This is a genomic window from Streptomyces chartreusis NRRL 3882 (genome assembly GCF_900236475.1).
GTDB classification, from domain to species: Bacteria; Actinomycetota; Actinomycetes; order Streptomycetales; family Streptomycetaceae; genus Streptomyces; species Streptomyces chartreusis_D.
This window is the reverse complement of record NZ_LT963352.1, coordinates 1,888,360-1,903,956: the sequence shown is the minus strand read 5'-3', so window position 1 is coordinate 1,903,956 and position 15,597 is coordinate 1,888,360. Positions and strand designations below refer to the sequence as shown.

Here is a 15,597-nt window from a genome sequence, read left to right as displayed (position 1 = left end):
TAGTACGAGCTCAGCGGATCGGCGCGTACACCACCCCCAGCTTGTCGATCTCACCGCCCGCGCGGCCCGTGAAGCCCACGATCCGCCAGCCGGAGGGGGCCGTGAAGGTCTTCGCGTCGGACGTGGCCGTGCCGGCGGACAGGGTGCGGTTCCGGTCCGTCGTGAAGGTCGCCGAGAAGATCCGGGTACGGCCGTCCTTCTGGCCCTGCGTCAGCCTCACCGAGGTCAGGTGCTCGCCCGGGGCCAGTGTCAGCGAGGCCGCCGTGCCGCCCGTGCCGCCGTGGGTGAGGGCCGTCCCGCCGTCGTGGGTCAGGGACACCGCGTCCAGGCGGGTGCCGCCGCGCAGGGTGAGGGTGCGGGGAGCGGGGTTCGCCGGCAGGTCGTCCGCGTCGTTGAAGGCCGTGCCGTGCGGGCCGCCGAAGAAGTCGCTCGCGCGCAGGGAGGGGTTGAGGGTGTAGGAGAAGTCGACCGTGTGCGGGAAGTGGTCGGAGAGGTGCTTGCCGTCCGAGCGGAGGAAGGCCTTCCAGTCGTTGGCGTAGCGGGTCGCGGTCAGGGTCAGCAGCTTGCTGCCGCGGTAGAGGACCTTGTCCACGACCTCGCAGTCGTTCGCCGGCGCCGCCGCGTCACAGACCAGCGCGTCGCCGCCCTGGGCCGGGGGCGTACCGCCCTTCACCAGCTTCACCCACGCGTCCGTCAGGCCGTTCTCGGACAGCAGGGTGCGGATGTTGTCGCCGGTGCGGGTGTACCGCGTGTTGGTGTCCCCCATGACGATCACCGCGTTGCCCGCCGAGTTCTCCTGGATGAAGTCCGAGAGCTGCTCGACGTTGGCCCGGCGTGCCGCGAGCGCGTCGTCGGTCGAGTCGGCGTTGGTGTGCACGTTGTACAGGTCGACGAAGACGCCCTCCGCGATCCTGACCCGCGCCAGCGAAAAGCCCTTGGGCGTCAGGCAGTTGGTGCCCGTGCAGTCCTTCCACTTCACCCGCTGGAAGTCCTCGAAGGGGTGGTCGGAGAGGGTGTTGAGCCCGTCACCGAAGGCCGCGCCACCGCTGGTCGCCGTGCGGTACGGGTGCTTGTCGTTGGCGTACAGCGAGGCGTGGTAGTTGAAGTCCTCCTGCACGTTCACGATGTCGTACGGCCCGAGCCGCTGCCCGATCAGCGGCGTGTTGGTCTCGGGGTCGCTGTCGCCGAGCCCGAGGGGGAGGCCCGCGATGTTGTACGTCAGCACGTTGAAGGAGCCGGAGTCCGCGGCGGCGGCGGGCGCCGCGGAGGTCGCGGTCAGTCCGGTGAGGGTCAGAGCGGCGGCGGCGAGGGTGCCGAGGAGTCGTCTCATGGTGGGGGTGTCTCCGGTAGGGGAGGCGGAGCGGGACATGAACGATGTTCAGGTTCGACGCCAACTCGGGTGATGCGCAAGGGACATGGGGGAAACAGTGGGAGATGAAACGGCGGACCGGGCTACGACCGCGCCCACGGTCGCAGTTTCGCCGGGTTGCGGACCGCCCAGATCCGGGTGACGCGCCCGTCGGAGACGTCGAACGCGGCCACGGTCATGACGAGGCCGGCCCGCAGGGCCACCAGGCCCGGCCCGCCGTTGACCGTCCGCTCCAGGAGTTCGAGCCCCGGAGCCTTGTCGGCGATGGCGGCCATGTACTGGGCGATGCGGGCGCCGCCCTCGACCGGGCGCAGGACGGTGCCGACCATGCCGCCGCCGTCGGCGGTCATCACGGCGGCCGGGTCGAGGAGACCGACGAGGGCTGCGATGTCCTTGGTCTCCCAGGCCTCTTTGACCTGCCGCACCACGTCGGCCCGACCGGTCGCCGGCACCGGAGCGCGTGCGGCGCCCACCCGCCGCCGGGCGGAGGCCGCCAGTTGCTTGCAGGCCGCGGGAGTCCGGCCGAGCACGCCGGCGATCTCGGCGAACGGATACCGGAAGACGTCGTGCAGGACGAACGCCACCCGCTCGGCGGGCGTCATCGACTCCAGGACGACGAGGAAGGCCATGGACACCGACTCGTCCAGGACGATCTGATCGGCCGGGTCCGCGGGCCCGTTGGGGGCGGCGCCGCCCGCGCGGTCCCACTCGGTGCGGTCGGGCAGCGGCTCGGGCAGCCACGCGCCGACATAGCGTTCACGGCGGGCCCGCGCCGAGCCGAGCAGGTCCAGGCAGATGCGGCCGGTGACCGTCGTCAGCCAGGCGCCCGGGGACAGGATCTCCTCCCGCCGACTGCGGGGCAGCCCGTACCAGCGTGCGTAGGCGTCCTGCACGGCGTCCTCGGCCTCGGTCACCGAACCGAGCAACCGGTAAGCGACATTCATCAGTTGGCGCCGCTCTCCGGCTGTCCCGTCCGTCCCGGCCCCGGCACTCCCCATGCTTCCGGCCGCCCCCTCGCCTTACCTTTCGCGGGCCCGCGTCGTCGGGCTGGTGAGACCTTATCGATCCACTGCCCGAGGGCGGACAAGGGGAACTGTGACATGGCCACTCAGGTGACGGCGACGGCGACGGCGGGCGCACAGCGCGGCTCCGCGTTCCTGCGGATCGCGATCGCCCTTCAGACCCTGACCATCTTCCTTCAGGCGGTCTCCGCCGGACTGCTGCTGACCTCGTCCTACGGAGAGACGCTGCACAGTGCCGGAGCCCGCGTGATGTACGGGGCGTCGATGCTGTACCTGCTCGCGGCGGTACTGGCGTGGAAGCCGGGCGGCGGCTCGCCCCGGCCCGTCTGGCACGCGTCGGGTTTCCTCGTGCTCGCCTCGGTCCAGGTCGTGCTCGGCATCGCGCACGTCCCGTCGGTCCATCTGCCCCTGGGGGTCCTGATGTTCGGTCTGAGCGTGCTGGCGCTGGCCCGGCGCTGAGGTCGGGGTGACTCATGGGCGACGTGGGTGACGCAGCAGCTCCAGATCCGCGCCCCAGGAGTCGAGCACCCGGTCGTGGCCGGCCCGCCGTGCCGTCTCCTCGACGCCGGCGAAGAGGGCCCGCTGGGTGGGCGGGTCGCCGTCGGCCAGGATGCGGCGGACGACCGGCAGGAGCCGGCTCGCGTCCCAGCGGGGCTCGCCCAGCGGCTGCCGCTCCAGCTCCCACCGGAGGTACTTGTTGTACGGCCGGACGCGGCGGTGCAGGGCGAAGAGCACCTCCAGCGCGTAGGGGACGGACTCGGCGGCGTCCAGGTGGCCCATGTCGGGGCGGCCGTCGCGGTAGCTCTTCAGGGAGCGGTAGGTCTGGTTGACGTACGCGTCGAGCCAGCCGTCGACGGCGGCCCGGGCCTCGGTTTCGCCCAGCGTCCGTTTCTCGTCGAGGATCCGGGCGATGGCACCGTCGAGCCGGTCGAGCAGTACCTTGGCGTGGACGTAGGAGTAGCGCGCGAAGTGGTCCGGCCGGCCGGGCATGCCGCGGGTGCGGAACTCCGCCAGCTCGATGACCACGAGGTCCAGGTGCGCGGAACGGAACCAGTCCAACCCGGCGATCGGCGAGGCGTGCTGGTCCCGCAGGATCACATGCAGGTCGTAGTCGGAGTGGACCGTCGGCATGCCCTCGTGGACCTGGGAGCCGCTCAGGACCAGTCCGACGACGCCGGGATCGGCGGCCGCCCGTGCGGTGAAGGCGGCCAGCGTGTCGTCAGGAGTGTCGCCCAAGGCGATGTGCATGGTGATGTCTCCCCGCGGAACGTCAGGGGTACGGGTCGGGTTCGCGTCTGCGGTGTCCGGGACACCGCGGGAGAGATCACCTCACGGTGCGGACGCTACCCCGTCCGCACCGCACGCCGGTAGCGATTTCTTGCGCTCCCGCGGCGATGTCGAGGGCGCGGGTGCGACACCCTCGGTCGACGGGGGAGCCGTAAGGTTGCCGGGCAGCCAGGGGGCCGGGACAGGGGGGGGAGGCGGGCATGACGTACGGCGCGGCGCGGCGTGAGGACGAACCCGGCGGCGGGACCGCCCCGGACGCCGCCGACCAGGGCTTACCCGGCACCCGACCGCTGTGGCGGCAGCGGGACTTCGGCATCTTCTGGACCGCGCAGACGCTCTCCGTGCTCGGCGACTCCTTCGCGCTGATCGCCCTGCCCCTGCTGGTGCTTCAGGCCACGGGGTCGGTCGCGCGGATGGGGCTGCTGACGGCGGTGGGCGGGGCCGCCTCGGTCGTGGCGGCGGTGTTCGCCGGGGCCGTGGTGGACCGGGTGGACCGGCGCCGGCTGCTCATCGCCTGCGACCTCGTGCGCATGGGCCTGTACGGGGTGATCCCGCTGGTGTGGCTGTTCGGCCCGCAGATCTGGCTGCTGTACGTGGTGCTGCCGCTGTGCGAGGCCGTGGGGATGCTGTTCGCGGTCGGCTACGTCACGGTCGTGCGAGGTTTGGTCGGCACCGGGCGACTCACGGAGGCCAACGGGCGGCTGAACGCGACGGCCGCCGCCGCGGGGGTCCTCGGGCCGCTGTGCGCGGGACTGGTCGCCGCCTGGTCCGGCCCGGCCGCGGCGGTCGGTGTGGACGCGGCCAGCTTCGGGGTGTCGGCCGCGTGCCTGTTCTTCGTACGGTTCCGCAAGCGCGCCCCGGACGAGCACCCGGGCCGCGGCGCGGGCCTGTGGCAGGACCTGCGCACCGGCATCGCCTTCCTCCACGGCCACCCGGTGCTGCGCTCGCTCACCGCCCTCCTCTTCGTCTTCAGCTTCCTCACCCTCGGCCTGAACGACCTGGTCATCTACCACCTCAAGCACGACCTCGGCCATGACGACCAAGCGGTCGGCACCGTCATGGCGGTCGGCGCGCTCGGCACCATCACCGGCGCCCTGCTCGTGGCCCGGGTCCGCCGCCGCCTGGGTTTCGGCGCGACGTGGACCGGCTCGGTCGCGGTGTGCGGGCTGGCCTTCGCCGGTCTCGGCTGGGCCCGCGACGTCCCGGCCGTCGCGGCCCTGAGCGCCGCCTTCCTCGCCTGCGTCGGCATGGCGGGCACCTGCTCGTTGTCGCTGCGCCAGGAGGTCACCCCCGAACACCTCCTGGGCCGCGTCACCTCCGCCTTCTGGACGCTTCAGTACGCGGCGGCGCCCATCGGCGCGGCCGTGCTGACCTGGGCCGCGGAGGAACAGGGCACGACACCGGTCGCCCTGGTCGCCGGAGCGACCTGCGTCCTGCTCGCCGTGACGGCCCTGTTCACCCCGATCCGCGGATCTGGCCGGAACCTCACCCGTTGACCCCGGTGTAGTGCCGCAGACTCCACCGCCACAGCAGCCGCGCCCCCAGGTACGCCAGCAGCCCGAGCAGCGGTGAGGCCGCCGCCAGCCAGTACGGCACGCCCGTGGTGTGGCCGTGGCCGGTGAGGACCGCCGCCGGGAAGTAGGCGACGAACGCGAGCGGGAGCCCGTAGGTCAGGAAGCCGCCCACCGCCTTGGGGAGGACGTTCAGCGGGTAGCTGCCGAACGTGCCGAGGAGTTCCTCCAGCCAGCGGCCCCACATGTCGGCGGCCGGGAACCGCAGGGACGCGCTCGCCACGACCGTGAACAGGGCCGCCTCCAGCAGCATGCCGCCCAGCACGGCCGCGACCAGGTACGTGATCCGGCCCGCCGTCCAGTCCAGGTCGCTGCGGGACAGCGCCCCGACCATCAGACCCGCCGCGACCGTCAGGTCCCCGATGGCGTTGGTGGGGAAGAAGGCCAGCTGGATCTGCCGGTGGACCGGCATCGGGCGCATCAGGTAGATGTCGACCCGGCCTTCCTGGATCTGCCGGCCGGCCCAGTGCATCCGCCCGAGGAACAGCACGAACAGACCGTGCGCCAGCATGCGGGTCGCCGGGATCAGCAGCACGTCCGAGCTGTCCCAGCCGCCCATCCCGGCGAACCGGGACAACAGCACCGTGGCGAACACGATCACCGACACCTGCCAGATCGCCCCGATGGCGATCATCAGCAGGAACTCGGTGCGGTACTCCATCTGCGCGCGGAAGTTGAGCGCCGTGACGCGCCACACGATCCGCAGAGCCTTCACCGACATCTCAGCCTCCCTGCGAGATCACGCGCCGGGCGGCCCGCCGCCACAGCAGCCGGGTGAACAGCGCCAGCACCACCACCCACACCACCTGCACGGACAGCTGGAAGGCCGCGTCGGACAGGGGGATCCGCCCCACGTACAGCGACAGCGGCACGCTCAGCGTGGCCTGGAAGGGCAGGAAGGCGCTCATCGTCACGAACCAGTCCGGGAAGAACCACAGCGGCGCGTACACCCCGGACAGCAGGTTCTGCGCGAACAGCAGGATGAGCATCGCGGCGGTGTTGCGGACCGTCCAGAAGCACAACTGGTCGAGCACGAGCATGACGTAGTACAGGACCCACTGGCCGAGCAGCATGCTCACCACGAACACCCCGGCCACCGAGGCCGAGCGGGGCGGCTCGACCACCCCCGCGGCCAGGCAGATCAGGTAACCCGTCAGCGCCCACGCGAGTCCGTACAGCTGCTCGCCGGCGGCCCGCACGGCGTAGTAGCGCTGCGGCGGCAGTGGCCGCAGGTACCAGTAGACGATCGTGCCGAAGTGCATGTGCTGGAGGACCGTGTCCCGGCCCGCGTACTGGTCCAGCTCCCGCAGCCGGGACGCCAGGACGGCCAGCACGGCGTAGGTCACCGCCTGGTCGCGGCTCAGCCCGGCGGTGGTGCCGGTCTGCGCGTACAGGCCGCGCCACAGCGACCAGACCAGCACCACCTGAACGGCCAGCCGGAGCGCGACGGCGGTCATCCGGGGCGGGGCGCTCAGCTCGCCGAGCGGGGTGACCCGGGCGGCGCGCCAGGCGTGCAGCACGGCCATGTCAGACCTCCCCGGCATGCGCGTACGCGGCCCGCATGACGTCCTCCAGGTCCGCCTCGTCCAGGGCGATGTCCGTGACCTCGAACCGCTCGATCACGGCCTTCAACGCCTGCTGGACGGTGGGCGCGTCCGCCCCGTCGGGGCCGAAGACGACCTGCGCGCCACCCCGCCGCAGCAGCGTGATGCCGGGCGGCGGTACGACCTCGGCGTGCGGGTCGGCGAGCGTGGCCCGCACCTGCCAGGTCGAGCCGAACTTCCGGCGGATCTCGTCCAGCGTCCCGTCCAGGACCAGCCGGCCGTGGTTGACCAGCACCACCCGCTCGGCGAGCCGCTCGACCTCCGTCATGTCGTGCGTGGTCAGCAGCACCGTACGGCCGCGCTGCTCGACCTGGTGGCGCAGGAACTCCCGCACCTGCTCCTTGACCACCACGTCCATGCCGATGGTCGGCTCGTCCAGGAACACCACCGGCGGGTCGTGCAGCAGGGCGGCGGCCAGATCGCTGCGCACCCGCTGGCCCAGGGAGAGGTGGCGGACCCGGGTGTCCCAGAAGGACGACAGGTCCAGGATCTCGTCGAACTCCTTCAGCCGGGCGGCGTGTTCGGCCTTGGGCACCTCGTAGATGTCCCGCAGGATCGCGAACGACTCGCGCACCGGCAGGTCCCACCACAGCTGGGTGCGCTGCCCGAACACCGCGCCGACGTTGCGGGCATTGCGCTCGCGCTCCCGGTACGGCACCACGCCCGCGACCCGGGCCTCGCCGGACGTGGGCGTGAGGATGCCGGTCAGCATCTTGATGGTGGTGGACTTGCCGGCGCCGTTCGGGCCGAGCAGGGCGAGGAGTTCGCCCGGGGCCACGTCGAAGGTGATGTCGGTGACGGCGTGCTTGGCGACCCGCTCCGGGTTGACCAGGGATCTGACGGCGCCCAGGAAACCGGGGCGGCGGACGGTGGTGTGGAAGGTCCGGGTCAACCCGCGGACCTCGATGGCGACATTCAACCGACCCACCAACTTCCTTGTGGGGAAAGCAGTGCGGCCGGTCGGCTTCGAGGGCCGACCGGCCGCGGATGACGTCCCGACACTGTCGGAATGTCGATCAATTGGTCAATCGATTAATCGGGTTTCTTACCTGGTGGTCGAGAACACGAACGCGAACTGAGCCGGCTCGGCCTTCAGGAAGTACTGCGGCAGCGGACCCGGGCCGCACGACTGCGAGCCGATGCCGTGCTGTCCGTGGTCGAGGTTGACCCACACCGTGTCGCCGGGCGTGAGGTCGGTGCGGTGCCGCGCCGCGTCCAGCTGCTCGGTGGTCCAGCGCCGCGCGGTGAACCAGAACTCCGGGTCTCCCTCGATCCGCAGACCGCCGAGCTCCACCCAGCGGACGTCGGCGCGGGCGCCGTTCTCCTGCGGGCGGACGTACGGCGTCTGCAGCCCGTCCACCGTCGACTGCCAGCGGCCCACCATGGACGCCGCCCGGGTGTCCGGGTACGCCTCGCCCGGGCCGCCGCCGAACCACTCCACGGAGTCGGCCTCCGACAGCCCGAACCGGACGCCGAGCCGGGGCAGCGGCACCGTCCAGTCGCCTTCCGGCGTCACCGACACGGACAGCCGCAGCCGCTCGCCGTCGGACGTCCAGCGGTACACCGTGTCCAGGCCCACCTCGCGGGCGGCCGGCGCCACCCGGGTGCGGACCGTCAGCGCGTCGTCGCCCGCCTCGACCGAGACCAGGCGGTGCCGCATGCGGTGCAGGCCGAGCGTGCGCCACAGCGTTCCGTAGCGGGTGTCGGTCTGCCACTCCGCGCCGTCGTCGTTGTCGGTCGGCGCCCGCCACACGTCCAGCCGCGGGGCGCTCACCTCGACCCCGCCGATCGACAGCAGCGCACCGGTGCGGGCGTCGAACGCGGCCGGGCCGAGGGTGAACCGGTTCCCGTCGCGCACGGGCCGGTCGGTCGCGGGGAAGGACGGCAGCGGCCGTGCCCCCGCGGCGAACTGCCCCCAGGCCACGACGTGACCCTTCGCGGCCCAGGACGTGTCGTCCGCGAGCAGCGCCCGCACCGTCCACTGCCGTTCGCCGCCCCGGCCGTCCACGGGCGGCTCCGGCAGCTTCACCTCGGCGCTCTCACCCGGCGCGAGCGCCGGCACCGACAGCGAACCCGACTCGACCGTCTCCCCGTCCACCTGGCACGACCACTCGAAGGCCAGCGCGGACAGGTCGGCGAAGTCCTGCTTGTTGGTGATCCGCACGATGCCGTTCGCGCCGTCGCCCTCGATGTGGACCGGCTCGATCACCTTCTTGTACTCGACGAGGCCCGGCGACGGCGTCCGGTCCGGGAAGACCAGCCCGTCGCAGACGAAGTTCCCGTCGTGCAGCTCCTCGCCGAAGTCACCGCCGTAGGCGTAGCCCAGCTCGGCGTGCTTGACGCCGTGGTCGATCCACTCCCAGATGAACCCGCCCTGGAGCCGCTCGTACTTCTCGAACAGCTCCTGGTAGTCGGCGAGCCCGCCCGGGCCGTTGCCCATGGCGTGCCCGTACTCGCACTGGATGAACGGCAGTTCGCGGCGCCTGTGCGTACCGCCGTCGAGCCGCTGCCCGATCTTCTCGACCTCGTCGTGGAAGGCGTACATCCGCGAGTAGACGTCCGTGTCGCGGCAGTTCCAGTCGCCCTCGTAGTGCACCAGCCGCTCGGGGTCGCGGTCGTGGATCCACTCGGCCATGGCGGTGAGCCCGCGCCCGGTGCCGGCCTCGTTGCCCAGCGACCAGATCACGACGGACGGGTGGTTCTTGTCCCGCTCGACCATCCGCGCCGCACGGTCGAGCAGGGCCGGGGTCCAGCGGTCGTCGTCGACCGGGTTGTCCCGCCAGTCCTGCTCGGTGAAGCCGTGGGTCTCCAGGTCGCACTCGTCGATGACCCACAGGCCGTACTCGTCGCACAGGTCGAGGAAGGCCGGGTGCGGCGGGTAGTGCGAGGTGCGCACGGCGTTGAGGTTGTGCCGCTTCATCAGCAGCACGTCCTCGCGCATGGTCTCCAGGTCGAGCGCGCGGCCCTGCTCGGGGTGCCACTCGTGCCGGTTGACGCCCTTGAAGAGGACGGCCCTGCCGTTGACCTTGACGAGCCCGTCCTCCAGGACGACCGTGCGGAAGCCGATCCGCAGCGGCACCCGCTCGCCCTCGGTGGCCAGCACACCGTCGTAGAGCTTCGGCGTCTCGGCCGTCCACGGCTCGACGGCCACCGTCACCGTCTCGCCGGTGGCGACATCGATGTCCAGGGCGGGGACGGTCACCCGCCCGTCGACGTCGGAGTCGACGCGCAGGGTGCCCTCGCCGGTGGTGTGGTCGTACGACGCGTGCACGAAGAAGTCGCCCACGCCGCCCGCCGGGCGGTGCAGCAGGGTGACGTCACGGAAGATGCCCGGCAGCCACCACTGGTCCTGGTCCTCCAGGTACGACCCCGCCGACCACTGGTGCACGCGCACGGCCAGCACGTTGCCGCCCGGCTTCAGCAGGTGCCCGACCGCGAACTCGTGCGGCAGCCGGGAGCCCTTGAACTCGCCGAGCTCCGTGCCGTTCAGCCAGACGCGGGCGCAGGACTCGACCCCGTCGAACCGCAGCACCGCCCCGCCGTCCGACGGCCAGTCGGACGGCAGGTCGAAGACGCGCAGATGGTCACCGGTCGGGTTCTCGGTCGGGACGTGCGGCGGGTCCACCGGGAAGGGGTACAGGTGGTTGGTGTAGATCGGGGACCCGAACGCCCCGTCACCCTGGAGGACCCAGTGCCCGGGGACCGTGACCTCGGCCCAGTCCCCGGCCTCGTAGCCCTCCTCGGCGAACGAGTCGTCCTCGGCGTCGACGGTCGCCGACAGCCGGAAGCGCCAGCTGCCGTTCAGGGACAGGGACTGCGCGTCCGAGGCCGCGTACCAGGCGCGGGGCGGCAGGGCCCCGCTGCCCGGGGAGACGTCCTCGACGTAGTCGACGGATGGGGTCGTGCGGAAAGACATCGGTCTCCTAGCTCAGCCCTTGATGCCGGTCTGGGCGATCCCCTGCACCAGCCAGCGCTGGAGGAAGAGGAAGACGAAGATCAGGGGCAGGATCGAGATGGCGGTCGCCATGAAGATCAGGTGGTAGTTGACGGTCTGGTTCGTCATATATGACGACAGCGCCACCTGGACTGTCCAGGCGCTGGGATCCTGGCCGATGACCAGGGGCCACAGGAAGGAGTTCCAGCCGTTGATGAAGGTGATCGTGGCGATGGCCGCGAAGAAGTTCAGCGAGTTCGGCACGACGATCCGCCAGTAGGCGCCCCAGTAGCCGAGCCCGTCCACGCGCGCCGCCTCCTCCAGCTCCTTCGGGAACCCCAGGAAGTACTGCCGGAACAGGAAGCACGTGAAACCACTGAAGAGGCCCGGGATGATGAGACCCCGGTAACTGTCCACCCAGCCGAGCGACGAGACCAGCACGAAGCTCGGCACGAAGGTGACCGCCGTCGGAACCATCAGGGTCACCAGAACGGCGTAGAACACCTTGTTGGCGTGCTTGTACGGGATGCGGGCGAGGCCGTAGCCGGCCATCGAGCAGATCAGCAGGATTCCCGCCGTGTGGAGGACGGCGACGACCACGGAGTTCCACAGGGACTGCGCGAAGTCGACGGTGACGTCGTCGAACGGCTCGGTGACGTTGCCCCACTGGATGGAAGTGGGGAACCACTTCCAGCTCTCACCCGTGATCTCCGGGTCCGTCATCAGCGCGTTGCGGACGATCAGATAGAAGGGGATCAGGAAGAGGAGGGCGGCGACGCCCGTCGCGATGTACAGACCGGTGCTGCCCATGACGCCGCCGCCGCGCCTGACCTTGGCCGGCTTCGTCACCTTGCTGATGTCGGGTGCTGTGGTGGTCACTTGGACTCCTCACCCCTTCCGAAGCCCATGATCTTGCCCTGGAGCAGTGTGACGACGCAGATGAGCAGGGTCAGCACGACCGCGCCCGCGCTGCCCGCGCCGTAGTTCTGGTTCTGGCCGAGGGCCATCTTGTAGAGCTCGACCAGTGGGGGCTGGCCCCAGGTGGCCTTGCCGAGCAGGTTGAAGAACTCGTCGAAGGCCTGGTACGCGGCGACCAGCAGGAGCAGGATCACCGCGGTGGAGGTGGCCCTGAGCTGGGGCAGGGTGATGTGCCGGAAAGTCTGCCAGCCCGGCTTGGCGCCGTCGATGGCGGCCGCCTCGTACAGCTCCCGCGGGATGTTCTGCAGCGCCGCGATGAACAGGATCATGTAGAAGCCCGACTGGAGCCAGAGGCGGACGGTCACGATGACCAGCCAGTACCAGGGCGGGTCGGGGTTGGCCAGCCACGCGATGTTGTCGATGCCGAACCAGCCGAGGACCGTGTTGGCCAGACCGAAGCGGACGCCGTTGAAGATGGACATCTTCCAGATCAGCGCGGCGGCGACATAGCTGACCGCGGTCGGCAGGAAGAACACCGACCGGAAGAACGCCCGCATGAACCGCAGCCGGTTGACCAGCAGTGCCAGACCCAGCGAGAGGGCCCAGGTGGCGGGCACGATGAACGCGGCGAACACGGTGAACGTGACCAGCGAGTTCCGGAAGTTCGTGTCCGTCAGGATCTGCTTGTAGTTGTCGAAACCGACGAACTCGCTCGGCGTCACGGTGAAGCGCGCCTCGAAGAAGCTGAGCCAGATGCTCCAGCCGATCGGCACGAAGACGAATATCACCAGGCCGATCAGGAACGGCCCGGTGAATAGCCAGAAGTTGAAGGTGCTGTTCGCCCTCAGGCCCCGCCTCGGCCGGGTCTTGGAGACCTTGGCCGGGGCGGGCTGGGCGACCCCGCGTGTGGTGGTGGTCGACATGTCGAGATCCGTCCGGTGGTCTATCCGAAGAGCTTCTTGAGTTCGGCGTTGACCTTCTTCTCACACGCGTCGAGCTGGGCCTTCGGGTCGCCGTTCTTGCGGACGGTGTTGGCGATCACGTCCCAGAACGCGGCGATCATGGCCTGCGTCCAGCCGATGTTGTCGAAGTGGCCGAACTCGTTGAAGAGCTTGACCCCCTCGGCCGGCAGACCGGACTTCAGCTTGGTCGCGGACGCGGCGAGCGAGGCGCGCGGTGGGATGTGGAAGCCGTAGGAGGTGGCGAAGTCCTCCTGGTACTGCTTCTGGTCGATCCACAGCCACTTCACGTATTCCTTGGCCGCCTCGACGTTCTTGCTCTTGGCGTTGACGAACATCGACCAGCCGCCGTTGTAGACCGACTGCTTGCCGGCCGAGCCGACCTTCGGGAACGGGAAGATGCCGATGTCGTCGCCGAGTGCCTTCTGCATGGCCGGCATGGCCCACATGCCGCACCACTGGATCGCGGTGAGGCCCTGGATGAAGGCCGACGGGTCCCACGAGTCGGCGGGGGCGTCGAGGAGCAGGTTGCCGCTGGTGAAAAGACCGCGCAGCTGCTTGAGGCCCTCGGCGACGGCGTCGGTGTTGAAGGCGGGCTTGTTGTCCGCGGTGAGCGTGTCGGCGCCGGCCGACCAGATCAGCGGGCGGTCGATCGAGGTCAGGTCGTTGCCGAGGAAGATGCCCTTGACCTTGCTGGTGGTCAGCTTGTCGGCGGCTTCGATCAGCTCTTCCAGGGTGGTCGGCACCTCGACCCCGGCCTTCTTGAACAGTGAAGGCCGGTAGAAGAGGAACTGCGGGTCGTCGATCATCCGGACGCCGTATATCTTGCCGTCCACCGTGTGCGACTTGATGTCGGCCTGGTTGAAGTCGTCCTTGACCGGCTCGATGATGTCGGTCAGGTCGGCCACCTGACCACTCTTGATGAGCTGGATCTGCGGGTGGAACTCGAAGACGTCGGGCGCGTTCTTGGTGAGCAGTGCCGCGAAGAGTTTCTGCTCGTAGTTGTTGCCGGTGATCCACTGCGTGGTCACGTTGGCGTCCTTGTACGCCTTCGCGTACCGCTTGACGGCCTGCTCGACGCCGGCCTCGCCGTACGCGTGGAAGTACTGGACGAGGCCGTCGCCCGAACCTCCGCTGCTCCGGCCGGTGTTGCTGCCGCACGCGGCAAGCCCGCCGGCGGCGGCCAGGCCCATCGCGGCCCGCAGTACGTTTCGGCGGTCCCAGTTCATGTTGCTCGATGCCGACATGCTGACGTCCTTGTCTCGAGTGCGGCTGCGGCTCTGCGGCTCACTGCCTGATGGCTCACGGCCCGGGGGCTCGCGCCAGATGGCTCAAAGAGAGGTGCGGTGCGGGACGCTAGAGCTTCGGCTAAGGCTTCGGCAAGGGGTTGGACGAAGTCTGTTCGAAGCGTTGTGTCCGGTTCGCGATTTCGAACGAGCGGGGGTGGCGGAGGAGTTGCTTCCGCCGCTACGAGGGTGGAGCGGTGGTGCGGCTCCTCGCGCGGGTGGTGCGTGTGCCGTTTCTCTGCCCGACGGCCTGGAGCGCGCCTTCGAGCGCGAACGTGGCCGCGCCCAGGCACACCGGGTCGGTGGGGATCGGGGAGAGGACGATCTCGGTGGCGGCCAGCGGCCGCGGGAGCGCGTGCCGGGCGACGGCCTCGCGCACCTCGTGCAGCAGCGGTTCGCCCAGGGTGCGGGCGACCCAGCTGCTCAGCACGACGATCTCGGGGTTGAACAGGTTCACCAGGTCGGCGACGCCGGCGCCCAGATAGCGCGCGGTCTCCTGAACGGCCCGGCGGGCCACCGGGTCGTCCGCCGCGACCCCGCGGGCCAGGGCGTCGATGGTCGCCGTCTGGTCGTCCGGGTGCAGCAGCGCGCTGTCGGGGCCGATCTCGCGCAGGTTCAGCATGATGCCGCGCGCGCCGACGTACGTCTCCACGCAGCCGTGGTTGCCGCAGCGGCACAGGCGTCCGTCCAGCACCATCGTGGTGTGGCCCCACTCGCCGGCGCTGTTGCTCACGCCGCGGTGCAGTCCGCCGCCCAGGACGAGCCCGGCGCCGACGCCGGTCCCGAGGTTGACCACGACGGCGTTCCCCCGTCCGCGCGCGGCCCCGAACCACAACTCGGCCACCGCGCTGGCGCGCAGCGGGTTGTCCAGGTACAGGGGATAGGCGATGTGCTCGGTGAGCAGGTCGAGCAGTGGTACGTCGTGCCAGTCCCAGTTGGGCGCGTACTCCGAGGTGCCGGTGGCGCGGTCCACCTGCCCCGGCACGCTCACCCCGACCCCGAGCACCCGGGCGCCCTCGATGCCGGCCTGGGTGACCACCGAGCCGACCGCGGTGGCCACATGGCCCACGACCTGCTCCGGCAGGCTCTCGCTGGCGCGGACGTCCTCCTCGGCGCGGGCGAGGACGTTCAGCCCCAGGTCGAACAGCTCGACGTGGACGTACGTCTCGGCGATGTCGACGCCGATCAGCGCGCCGCCCGAGGAGTTGACCGCCACCAGGCCCCGGGGGCGGCCGCCGGCCGAGTCCTCGAAGCCGACCTCCGTGATCATGCGGAGGTCGAGCAGCTCGCCGACGAGTGTGGCGACCGTGGCGAGACTGAGGCCGGTGGCTGCCGCCAGCTCCTGCCGGGAAGTCGGTGACTCGGCGATGATCTGGCGGAGCACCTCGTAGCGGTTCGCGGTGCGGATGTCACGTGACGTGCGCTTCACCGGGGTGCCCATCCCTTCCCAGGCCGGCTCGGGCCGGGTCGACATCGGCACCGGCGCGGCGCAAGGCTATGGGCTGCCGGGACTTTCGACAAGGGGTTAGGAAAGGGGCTTTATAAAGTGCGCGGCTGGTGAGGGCACGGGGTGGCCGGTTGATGGCCCCGACCACCAGCGTGCTCAGGATGCCTCAGGCGAGGGCTGGGGGTATGTCCGGGGTGTGC

General features: G+C 70.4%; 13 protein-coding genes. 2 read left to right on the top strand and 11 right to left on the bottom strand.

Features of this window, described 5'->3' with window-relative positions; translation table 11 throughout:
* Window positions 1-10: 10 nt before the first annotated feature.
* Both SCNRRL3882_RS08510 and sigJ read right to left on the bottom strand, forming a co-directional pair.
* Window positions 11-1,330: a jacalin-like lectin gene (locus tag SCNRRL3882_RS08510; protein WP_010042482.1), complete on the bottom strand. Its 1,320-nt coding sequence runs from the start codon at window positions 1,328-1,330 to the stop codon at window positions 11-13.
* 122 nt (window positions 1,331-1,452) lie between these two features.
* On the bottom strand, window positions 1,453-2,367 hold the full coding sequence (gene sigJ, locus SCNRRL3882_RS08505; protein WP_029181361.1) for an RNA polymerase sigma factor SigJ: 915 nt from the start codon (window positions 2,365-2,367) through the stop codon (window positions 1,453-1,455).
* A gap of 102 nt (window positions 2,368-2,469) precedes the next feature.
* On the opposite strand from sigJ, the gene SCNRRL3882_RS08500 reads away from it, so the two are divergent.
* Entirely contained in the window at window positions 2,470-2,850 is a 381-nt protein-coding gene (locus SCNRRL3882_RS08500; RefSeq protein WP_010042478.1) for a hypothetical protein, read from the top strand.
* 12 nt (window positions 2,851-2,862) lie between these two features.
* Here SCNRRL3882_RS08500 and SCNRRL3882_RS08495 read toward each other — a convergent pair whose 3' ends face one another.
* Entirely contained in the window at window positions 2,863-3,639 is a 777-nt protein-coding gene (locus SCNRRL3882_RS08495) for a hypothetical protein (protein WP_010042476.1), read from the bottom strand.
* 239 nt (window positions 3,640-3,878) lie between these two features.
* Between SCNRRL3882_RS08495 and SCNRRL3882_RS08490 the strand changes: the two genes are divergently transcribed.
* Window positions 3,879-5,174: an MFS transporter gene (locus SCNRRL3882_RS08490; protein ID WP_010042474.1), complete on the top strand. Its 1,296-nt coding sequence runs from the start codon at window positions 3,879-3,881 to the stop codon at window positions 5,172-5,174.
* On the opposite strand, the gene SCNRRL3882_RS08485 is transcribed toward SCNRRL3882_RS08490, so the two are convergent.
* From SCNRRL3882_RS08485 to SCNRRL3882_RS08450, 8 genes are all read right to left on the bottom strand, one after another.
* Complete coding sequence (locus tag SCNRRL3882_RS08485; protein ID WP_010042472.1) at window positions 5,164-5,970, bottom strand: ABC transporter permease; 807 nt, start codon at window positions 5,968-5,970, stop codon at window positions 5,164-5,166. The two genes, SCNRRL3882_RS08490 and SCNRRL3882_RS08485, sit on opposite strands and share 11 nt — an antisense overlap.
* A gap of 1 nt (window position 5,971) precedes the next feature.
* On the bottom strand, window positions 5,972-6,775 hold the full coding sequence (locus tag SCNRRL3882_RS08480) for an ABC-2 family transporter protein (RefSeq protein ID WP_010042469.1): 804 nt from the start codon (window positions 6,773-6,775) through the stop codon (window positions 5,972-5,974).
* 1 nt (window position 6,776) lies between these two features.
* Complete coding sequence (locus tag SCNRRL3882_RS08475) at window positions 6,777-7,772, bottom strand: ABC transporter ATP-binding protein (RefSeq protein ID WP_010042466.1); 996 nt, start codon at window positions 7,770-7,772, stop codon at window positions 6,777-6,779.
* A gap of 126 nt (window positions 7,773-7,898) precedes the next feature.
* Window positions 7,899-10,769, bottom strand: coding sequence for a glycoside hydrolase family 2 TIM barrel-domain containing protein (locus tag SCNRRL3882_RS08470; RefSeq protein ID WP_010042464.1), 2,871 nt, complete (start codon window positions 10,767-10,769; stop codon window positions 7,899-7,901).
* A 12-nt stretch (window positions 10,770-10,781) separates the two neighbouring features.
* Complete coding sequence (locus SCNRRL3882_RS08465; RefSeq protein WP_010042462.1) at window positions 10,782-11,666, bottom strand: carbohydrate ABC transporter permease; 885 nt, start codon at window positions 11,664-11,666, stop codon at window positions 10,782-10,784.
* On the bottom strand, window positions 11,663-12,628 hold the full coding sequence (locus SCNRRL3882_RS08460) for a carbohydrate ABC transporter permease (protein ID WP_010042460.1): 966 nt from the start codon (window positions 12,626-12,628) through the stop codon (window positions 11,663-11,665). Before SCNRRL3882_RS08460 ends, SCNRRL3882_RS08465 begins: the two co-directional genes overlap by 4 nt.
* 20 nt (window positions 12,629-12,648) lie before the next feature.
* Window positions 12,649-13,911 carry an ABC transporter substrate-binding protein gene (locus tag SCNRRL3882_RS08455; protein ID WP_010042457.1) on the bottom strand — a complete coding sequence of 421 codons (1,263 nt, stop codon included), beginning with the start codon at window positions 13,909-13,911 and terminating at the stop codon, window positions 12,649-12,651.
* Window positions 13,912-14,131: 220 nt separating this feature from the next.
* Entirely contained in the window at window positions 14,132-15,391 is a 1,260-nt protein-coding gene (locus tag SCNRRL3882_RS08450; protein ID WP_173937370.1) for an ROK family transcriptional regulator, read from the bottom strand.
* Window positions 15,392-15,597: the final 206 nt, after the last annotated feature.